Here is a 6,967-nt window from a genome sequence, read left to right on the forward strand (position 1 = left end):
TAGCAGCTAACAATCTGTTTAAGAGTGATTCGCAACGCTTGGCATTTTTGCTATGCGTTGCGATTTGTGTTTTAGGTGGTATGCGGCGGCTTCGGTATTGCATTGCTCACACCTTAACAGGGCGTTAGTCGCCAGAAAAAGCTAGCAATCAAAATCATGTTTCTGAGCTTAATATTTAGCAGCTGTTTGCTTGGTACACCGATTAATCTTCGATCATCAGAACTTAGTTTTAGCTGCTTTAAGTCCAAAGTTTTGTAACTGTTCTAGCGGTTGTTTTGTTCTTTGGTGCTTACAGAGCAGGGCAATCGAGAGTCTGTTTTTGGTTGCAACTCCGCTCGGTGAGTTTGTCGGTACAAAAGCCGATTTACTCGCTGAAATGACGTTTTCTCTGGTGTGGTAAGTTCCACGTGGTTTCAGTGACTTTGTTGAAAGTCCGCACTGTGAGATTGGTTTTCCAAAAGCGCTTGTTGGTGTTGTCAGTCCGTTTTCTACGACGTTTTATGTTCCAAGTGGTTTCATTGAGTAGGCGCTTTGAAACTACGCCTGACTTAAATGCATCAAAACACATAAAGTTTGTTGTTCGCAAAGTTTAGTTCGGCTTAAAATTGTCGCTCGGTGCCTCGCGACTAACAAACTGCTCAAGAGGGATTCGCAACGCGTGGCATTTTTACTATGCGTTGATTTTAGTGATTAAGGTGGTTTGCGGCGGCTTTGGTATTGCGTTGCTCACCCCTTAGCAGGGCGTTATGTGATACGACGGACTAGTCAGTAAGGTTTTACATGTTTAAAAAAGTAAATATGAATCAAGTTATTTCAGAAGCAATTAAATCAATAACTAAAATTAAGTTAGAAGATTTTAGAAATTATACGTTAGAGTTAGAGTCTAAATTTATCTCTGATAAAGCAAGTCTTGAAAATTCATATAATGAAAGCAAAATCGGCTTGTCAGGTGAGCAGCTGAATGAGTTAGATGATTATTTTTCTGATATCTATCATGATATCGAAAATGTCTATATTGTCATGTATAGAAAATCGACATTGGTTTCATTGTACACACTTTTAGAAACTTCTCTCAATAGTCTGTGTGTACGTTTGAAACAAATGAATGGCTATCCTGTCTCCGTGAGTGATTTAAAAGGGGAGGGGGTGGTTCGCTCTATTAATTATCTTAAAATGTTAGCAAGTTTGGACTTGCAACCAGTTAATCCAATATGGGCGAACATACAAGCAATGAATAAGTTAAGGAACTGTATTGTTCATTGTGATGGCAATATATCATCTTATAAGTCAGCAAGTAGTGTAATCAACATCGTAGCCAATGGTACTGGCTTGTCTCTTGTGGATGATAAGCAGTTGAAAATCGAGAGAGAGTATATTGAAAACATCATAAATGATGTTGAGTCATTTCTCGATTATGTTTACGTGGAAGCGTTAAGTATCACATAACAAACTGTTTAAGAGTGATTCGCAACGCGTGGCATTTTTACCATGCGTTGATTTTAGTGATTAAGGTGGTATGCGGCAGCTCTGGTATTGCGTTGCTCACACCTTAATAGGGCGTTATGCGATTAAATGGAAATAACAAAATATGCTTATTGAAAAGAACTTAGCAGAGCAATTTTTATTCGAATATCAGTTGGCTCTAACATACATAAATCATGGGAAATTACCTGATGGTTTACAAGATTTAGTCGCGTTGCGCGCTGAAATGTACGAATGTGTAGATGAAGTGAAAGCAAACATGTCACATGCACTTTCAGTTGGATTGCTGAAAGGGCTGGAACGTGCAGTATATGGACGATTTATTTTTCTTAAAAAATATAAAGATGGTTATGTGTTTCTTCACCCTGATAGTAGTCAGTATTTTCAAGTGAAAGGACTGACTTCAGCTATAGAAGAAATATGTCCAGAGTATTCGCCAGTTGAAACGGCAATTCTACCATTTTCAGATGAACTGGTTTGTGATGGACTGTTGGTGCCATTAAGTGCGACATTTGGAGCCACAGTTAGAAAAGAGTTTCGCGATGGTTATTGGGCGGCTAAGAAAAGTGGTACGTTGATAAAAATCGCATAACAAACTGCTCAAGAGGGATTCGCAACGCGTGGCATTTTTACTATGCGTTGAATTTAGTGATTAAGGTGGTTTGCAGCGGCTTTTGTATTGCGTTGCTCACCCCTTAGCAGGGCGTTAGGTGCTTGGAGGAAATAATGAATTCAAAGGAAGTTGTCCTAGCTTTTTGGGATGCGATGAAAACTAATGACTTTGCTAAAGCGAGTGAGTGGCTTAGTCCCAATTTTAAAGGCTTTTGGCCTCAATCAAATGAACTTACAGTGGGTAGAGAAAATTTCACAGCTATTAATTCCTATTACCCTGCAAATGGTGTTTGGGAGTTTGAAGTTCATTCGGTAGTCTGTGACGGTGCAACGGTCGTAACTGATGTTTCGATTACAGATAGTGTTCAAAAAGCCCGTGCTATTACTTTTCATACCGTTGAAAACGGTTTAATCATCAAGCAAAAAGAATTCTGGCCTGATCCTATGGAAGCACAAGAATGGCGCTCAAAATGGGTAAAGGTTGTACAAGAATAAGCTACGCACCTAACAAGCAATTTAAGAGGGATTCACAACGCTTGGTATTTTTTCTTCTACTTCAGTTTTAGTGTTTATGACACAATACTTTAGGTTTGGGTGGAGGCGTTGTTCACCCCTTAATTGGGCGTTAGTTTGCAAGAGGAAAAACGCAGCTATATTGCAAGATCTAGTGGTAAAAGCTCAAAGTCGAAATTATCGTACCACTTTCAACTTCAGTGTTAACTAACATGGTGAAAATCCAAAATTGGCATCGCTTCAACTATTGATTTATTCTTTGGTGCGGCGGTTTTTGGGTTAACTGAGTTGAACTTTTTTGCTGAAACTCTGCTTGTTGAGTTTGTTGGTATAAAAGCCGATTTACACGCTGAAATGACGTTTTCTCTGGTGTGGTAAGTTCCACGTGGTTTCAGTGACTTTGTTGAAAGTCCGCATTGTGAGATTGGTTTTCCAAAAGCGTTTTTTGGTGTTGTGAGTTCGTTTTCTGCGGCGTTGTTTGTTCCAAGTGGTTTCATTGACTAGCCGCTTTTAGACTAAGCCTGACTTAAATGCATCAAAGCACATAGGGTTTATTGTTTGCAAAGTTTAAAATGACGTAAAATCAACGCTTTGGGTTTGCAAACTAACAAACTGTTCAAGAGGGATTCGCAACGCTTGGCATTTTTTCTATGCGTTGGTTTTAGTGATTAAGGTGGAATGCAGCGGCTTCGGTATTGCGTTGCTCACCCCTTAACAGGGCGTTAGTTCCCCAGAGGAAGCAATCAATCCGTAGGGAATTTTTGTTTCTGGTGGAGTACACGCATAACTCTGATGATATCGCCCTCGACCCAATAAGAGACAATCATCGAAATCTCAGGAATAATGAGCAATCGTCCGCGGATGCCATCTCGTTGCACACCCATTAAAGGTTGTTCAAGTAAGTTTTCTACTTTTGCTTCAATGAAGTTGTCAGTTTTTTCTGCAGCATCAGGGTTGAAGTCATAGAGAAACTCAAAGATCTTTTCACGATCATTAAGTGACTCTTCTTCCCATAAAATCATTGCTTACCTCGATTACGGATTCTGGCTTTGCGCTCTTCCATTCGAGACTTAGCAGTTTGGTGCTCAACGAAAACGGATTTTCCTGAGTCAAACTTCTCAAATGCTAGGTTTACTTGTTCAGTTAGCCATGCATCGTGAGATAATGTTTTTCTTTGTTGTTCAGCGAGTTGCTCAGTAAGTTCACGGCATGCGTCACTCAGAGTGCGACCTTGGCTCTCAGCCATTTGTTGAGCTAGGCGTTTTGTTTCTTCATCAACACGAAATTGAATTCTAGTGTCCATGATGTATTCCTTTGTTGGTGTGTGTACAAATGTTAGCACTAGGCTTTGAGATGGGCAACTAACAAACAATTTAAGAGTGATTCGGCACGCGTGGCATTTTTACTATGCGTTGGTTTTAGTGATTAAGTTGGTATGCGGGAGCATCGTATTGCGTGCCTCACACCTTAATTGGGCGTTAGTTTGCAAGAGGAAAAACGCAGCTATATCGCAAGATCTAGTCGTAAAAGCTCAAAGTCGAAATTGTGGTATCACTTTCAATTTCAGTGTTAACTAACATGGTGAAAACCCAAAATTGGCATCGTTTCAACTATTGATTTATTCTTTGGTGCGGCGATTTTTGGGTTAACTGAGTTGAACTTTTTTGCTGAAACTCTGCTTGTTGAGTTTGTTGGTATAAAAGCCGATTTACACGCTGAAATGACGTTTTCTCTGGCGTGGTAAGTTCATGTGGTTTCAGTGACTTTGTTGAAAGTCCGCATTGTAAGATTGGTTTTCCAAAAGCGCTTTTTGGTGTTGTGAGTTCGTTTTCTGCGGCGTTGTTTGTTCCAAGTGGTTTCATTGAGTAGCCGCTTTGAGACTACGCCTGACTTAAGTGCATCAAAATACATAAAGTTTATTGTTTGCAAAGTTTAAAATAACGTAAAATCAACGCGTTGGGTTTGCAAACTAACAAACTGCTCAAGAGGGATTCGCAACGCGTGGCATTTTTACTATGCGTTGATTTTAGTGATTAAGGCGGTATGCGGTGGCTTCAGTATTGCGTTGCTCACCCCTTAGCAGGGCGTTAGTTTGCAAGAGGAAAAACGCAGCTATATCGCAAGATCTAGTGGTAAAAGCTCAAAGTTTAAGTTGTCGTATTGGCTTTCAATTTTAGTGTTAACTAGCGTTGTGAAAATTCAAAATGGGCATCGTTTCAACGGTTGATTTGTTCTTTGGTGTGGCGATTTTTGGGTTAACTGAGTTGAACTTTTTTGTTGAAACTCTGCTTGTTGAGTTTGTTGGTACAAAAGCCGATTTACTCGCTGAAATGACGTTTTCTCTGGTGTGGTAAGTTCCACGTGGTTTCAGTGACTTTGTTGAAAGTCCGCATTGTGAGATTGGTTTTCCAAAAGCGCTTTTTGGTGTTGTGAGTTCGTTTTCTGCGGCGTTGTTTGTTCCAAGTGGTTTCATTGAGTAGCCGCTTTGAGACTACGCCTGACTTAAGTGCATCAAAATACATAAAGTTTATTGTTTGCAAAGTTTAAAATAACGTAAAATCAACGCGTTGGGTTTGCAAACTAACAAACTGCTCAAGAGGGATTCGCAACGCGTGGCATTTTTACTATGCGTTGATTTTAGTGATTAAGGCGGTATGCGGCGGCTTCAGTATTGCGTTGCTCACCCCTTAGCAGGGCGTTATGTTTATCCCAGAAACCTCTTGCATCACTTCTTATTAGGGATTAATATGCATCTGAGTTGATTGGTCGACGTCAGTAAGTTCTGGAAAGGCACAAGTCTTTCCAGAGTTGTCAGAGTGGTCGATTGTGCCGGCTTTATACCCCGGTAAGGGTTTACCCCCTTCATGGGTTCGAATCCCATACTCTCCGCCAAGCCTCCTTCAGATTTATCTGGAGGGGGCTTTCTCGGTTTAAGTACCTCTAAAAATTGTTCAAATATAAAATCCTTCTTCTAGCATAAACATAACAATGCTTTACCTTTATTAAAGGAAAATTACATGTATCAAGAAGTTGCATTAAAAATGTTACCAGGAATATTAGTGGCAGTGTTCTCATCATTTTTGGCTGCTCGATGGGCAACTAAGAAGTTTTATACGGAGAAGTGGTGGGAGAGAAAAGAAAAAGCGTATACCGAAATTATTAACTCGTTATACGATATGGTTCAATTTTATGAGGTGTTTAAGGAAGATTATGGTCAAGATAACTTCATCTCAGAAGCTAGGTCGCATGAATTGCATCAGAGACACACTAAAGCCTATTGGACAGTCCGCAGAGCCACTGATTTAGCATCATTATATGTGTCTAATGAAGCGATAATAGTTCTAAAAACATTGCGTGAACGAGAAGTTTTCGATTATGAAACAAACCCTCTCTGGGATATCTATGATTCGGAACATAAACATCATAGCCAAGCTTTGAATAAATTGATCCTAATCGCATCGAAAGACCTCAAAGGAAAATAAACATAACAATCTGTTTAAGAGTGATTCGCAACGCGTGGCATTTTTACTATGCGTTGCGTTTAGTGTTTAAGGTGGTATACGGCGGCATCGGTATTGCGTTGCTCACACCTTAACAGGGCGTTATGAGCCACCATATCAAGGAGGGATATGATGTTAGATAAAGTTAGAGAAATCCTAGAACTTAATAATATTCAGTATGATGGAGAGAATGACGTAGTTTACTGCAAGTTCCGTAAAGCTGGCTCGCAGGTAAGAATTTCCTACGATACCGAAAGTATGAGTTACAAGGTTTCTACTAATGAGTTTTTGCATTCGGTAAATGCAGCGTTTAGCTATGGTTTTGCTTTTGCTGCACCGCATATCTTTGATGGTGTTAGCTGGAGTTGGCTAATATCCGCATTATCTATTTTTTCGGGTACGATAGCAGTTACTCAACTACTGGTAACTCAATTCAAACTTCTAGACTTGAAGCAGCAACTAAGGCAGTCCGGCATCTACTTGAACTAGGCTCTTAGTATCAAGTTTGAAGTGCGACACTTTCTACAGATGCGCATGAATATACTCCGTTGGTGTCCTATACCCAAGCCTTTTGCGTGGGCGCGTATTTAATTTGTGTGCAATTTCATTACAGAGCTTCTGTGTCACGTGTGACATAGAAGTTCGTTTTGGTAAGTATTGTCGTATCAAGCCATTGGTGTTTTCATTAGTCCCTCGCTCCCATGAGTGGTATGGATTTGCAAAGTAAAACAGGCAGTTATGATGTTTTTCTAGTTGTGCATAACCATGAAATTCAGTGCCGTTATCCGCAGTTATCGTCTTAAAAGGTAAGTCAGAGCGGGTCATGATTTTGCTCATTCTTACGTTGAGCGACTCGCTTG

The 6,967-nt window shown here is 40.1% G+C and carries 12 protein-coding genes; 6 read left to right on the top strand and 6 right to left on the bottom strand.

Features of this window, described 5'->3' with window-relative positions:
- Nucleotides 1–216: 216 nt before the first annotated feature.
- Entirely contained in the window at nt 217–480 is a 264-nt protein-coding gene (locus ATB78_RS30200) for a hypothetical protein (protein WP_240537448.1), read from the bottom strand.
- Between the two features lie 300 nt (nt 481–780).
- Here ATB78_RS30200 and ATB78_RS27295 point away from each other — a divergent pair, with 300 nt between their 5' ends.
- The 3 genes from ATB78_RS27295 to ATB78_RS27305 all read left to right on the top strand — a co-directional run bounded on the left by ATB78_RS27295 (nt 781) and on the right by ATB78_RS27305 (nt 2,589).
- On the top strand, nt 781–1,446 hold the full coding sequence (locus ATB78_RS27295; protein ID WP_061011108.1) for a hypothetical protein: 666 nt from the start codon (nt 781–783) through the stop codon (nt 1,444–1,446).
- A 142-nt stretch (nt 1,447–1,588) separates the two neighbouring features.
- Entirely contained in the window at nt 1,589–2,074 is a 486-nt protein-coding gene (locus tag ATB78_RS27300; protein WP_061011109.1) for a hypothetical protein, read from the top strand.
- Nucleotides 2,075–2,208: 134 nt separating this feature from the next.
- Entirely contained in the window at nt 2,209–2,589 is a 381-nt protein-coding gene (locus tag ATB78_RS27305) for a nuclear transport factor 2 family protein (RefSeq protein WP_061011110.1), read from the top strand.
- A gap of 221 nt (nt 2,590–2,810) precedes the next feature.
- Here ATB78_RS27305 and ATB78_RS29700 read toward each other — a convergent pair whose 3' ends face one another.
- The 4 genes from ATB78_RS29700 to ATB78_RS29705 all read right to left on the bottom strand — a co-directional run bounded on the left by ATB78_RS29700 (nt 2,811) and on the right by ATB78_RS29705 (nt 4,469).
- Nucleotides 2,811–3,104, bottom strand: a complete 294-nt coding sequence (locus ATB78_RS29700; RefSeq protein WP_179947027.1) for a hypothetical protein — start codon at nt 3,102–3,104, stop codon at nt 2,811–2,813.
- A gap of 246 nt (nt 3,105–3,350) precedes the next feature.
- Nucleotides 3,351–3,629 (bottom strand): type II toxin-antitoxin system mRNA interferase toxin, RelE/StbE family, encoded by a 279-nt coding sequence (locus tag ATB78_RS27315; RefSeq protein ID WP_061011111.1) that lies wholly within the window; start codon nt 3,627–3,629, stop codon nt 3,351–3,353.
- Nucleotides 3,626–3,910 carry a type II toxin-antitoxin system RelB/DinJ family antitoxin gene (locus ATB78_RS27320; protein ID WP_005398409.1) on the bottom strand — a complete coding sequence of 95 codons (285 nt, stop codon included), beginning with the start codon at nt 3,908–3,910 and terminating at the stop codon, nt 3,626–3,628. The genes ATB78_RS27315 and ATB78_RS27320 overlap by 4 nt, the downstream gene beginning before the upstream one ends.
- 307 nt (nt 3,911–4,217) lie before the next feature.
- Nucleotides 4,218–4,469, bottom strand: a complete 252-nt coding sequence (locus ATB78_RS29705) for a hypothetical protein (RefSeq protein WP_155647876.1) — start codon at nt 4,467–4,469, stop codon at nt 4,218–4,220.
- Between the two features lie 342 nt (nt 4,470–4,811).
- Between ATB78_RS29705 and ATB78_RS29930 the strand changes: the two genes are divergently transcribed.
- The 3 genes from ATB78_RS29930 (at nt 4,812) to ATB78_RS27340 (ending at nt 6,596) form a co-directional block, all read left to right on the top strand.
- Nucleotides 4,812–4,961, top strand: coding sequence for a hypothetical protein (locus ATB78_RS29930; RefSeq protein WP_179947026.1), 150 nt, complete (start codon nt 4,812–4,814; stop codon nt 4,959–4,961).
- 663 nt (nt 4,962–5,624) lie between these two features.
- Nucleotides 5,625–6,089 carry a hypothetical protein gene (locus ATB78_RS27335; RefSeq protein ID WP_061011112.1) on the top strand — a complete coding sequence of 155 codons (465 nt, stop codon included), beginning with the start codon at nt 5,625–5,627 and terminating at the stop codon, nt 6,087–6,089.
- Nucleotides 6,090–6,236: 147 nt separating this feature from the next.
- Complete coding sequence (locus tag ATB78_RS27340) at nt 6,237–6,596, top strand: hypothetical protein (protein ID WP_155647877.1); 360 nt, start codon at nt 6,237–6,239, stop codon at nt 6,594–6,596.
- A 33-nt stretch (nt 6,597–6,629) separates the two neighbouring features.
- Here ATB78_RS27340 and ATB78_RS28930 read toward each other — a convergent pair.
- Nucleotides 6,630–6,967, bottom strand: a 338-nt coding sequence (locus tag ATB78_RS28930; RefSeq protein WP_155647874.1) for an IS30 family transposase, incomplete at its 5' end; no start/stop codon positions are given.

It is taken from the genome of Vibrio sp. CUB2, from assembly GCF_001557945.1.
Taxonomy (GTDB): Bacteria; Pseudomonadota; Gammaproteobacteria; order Enterobacterales; family Vibrionaceae; genus Vibrio; species Vibrio owensii.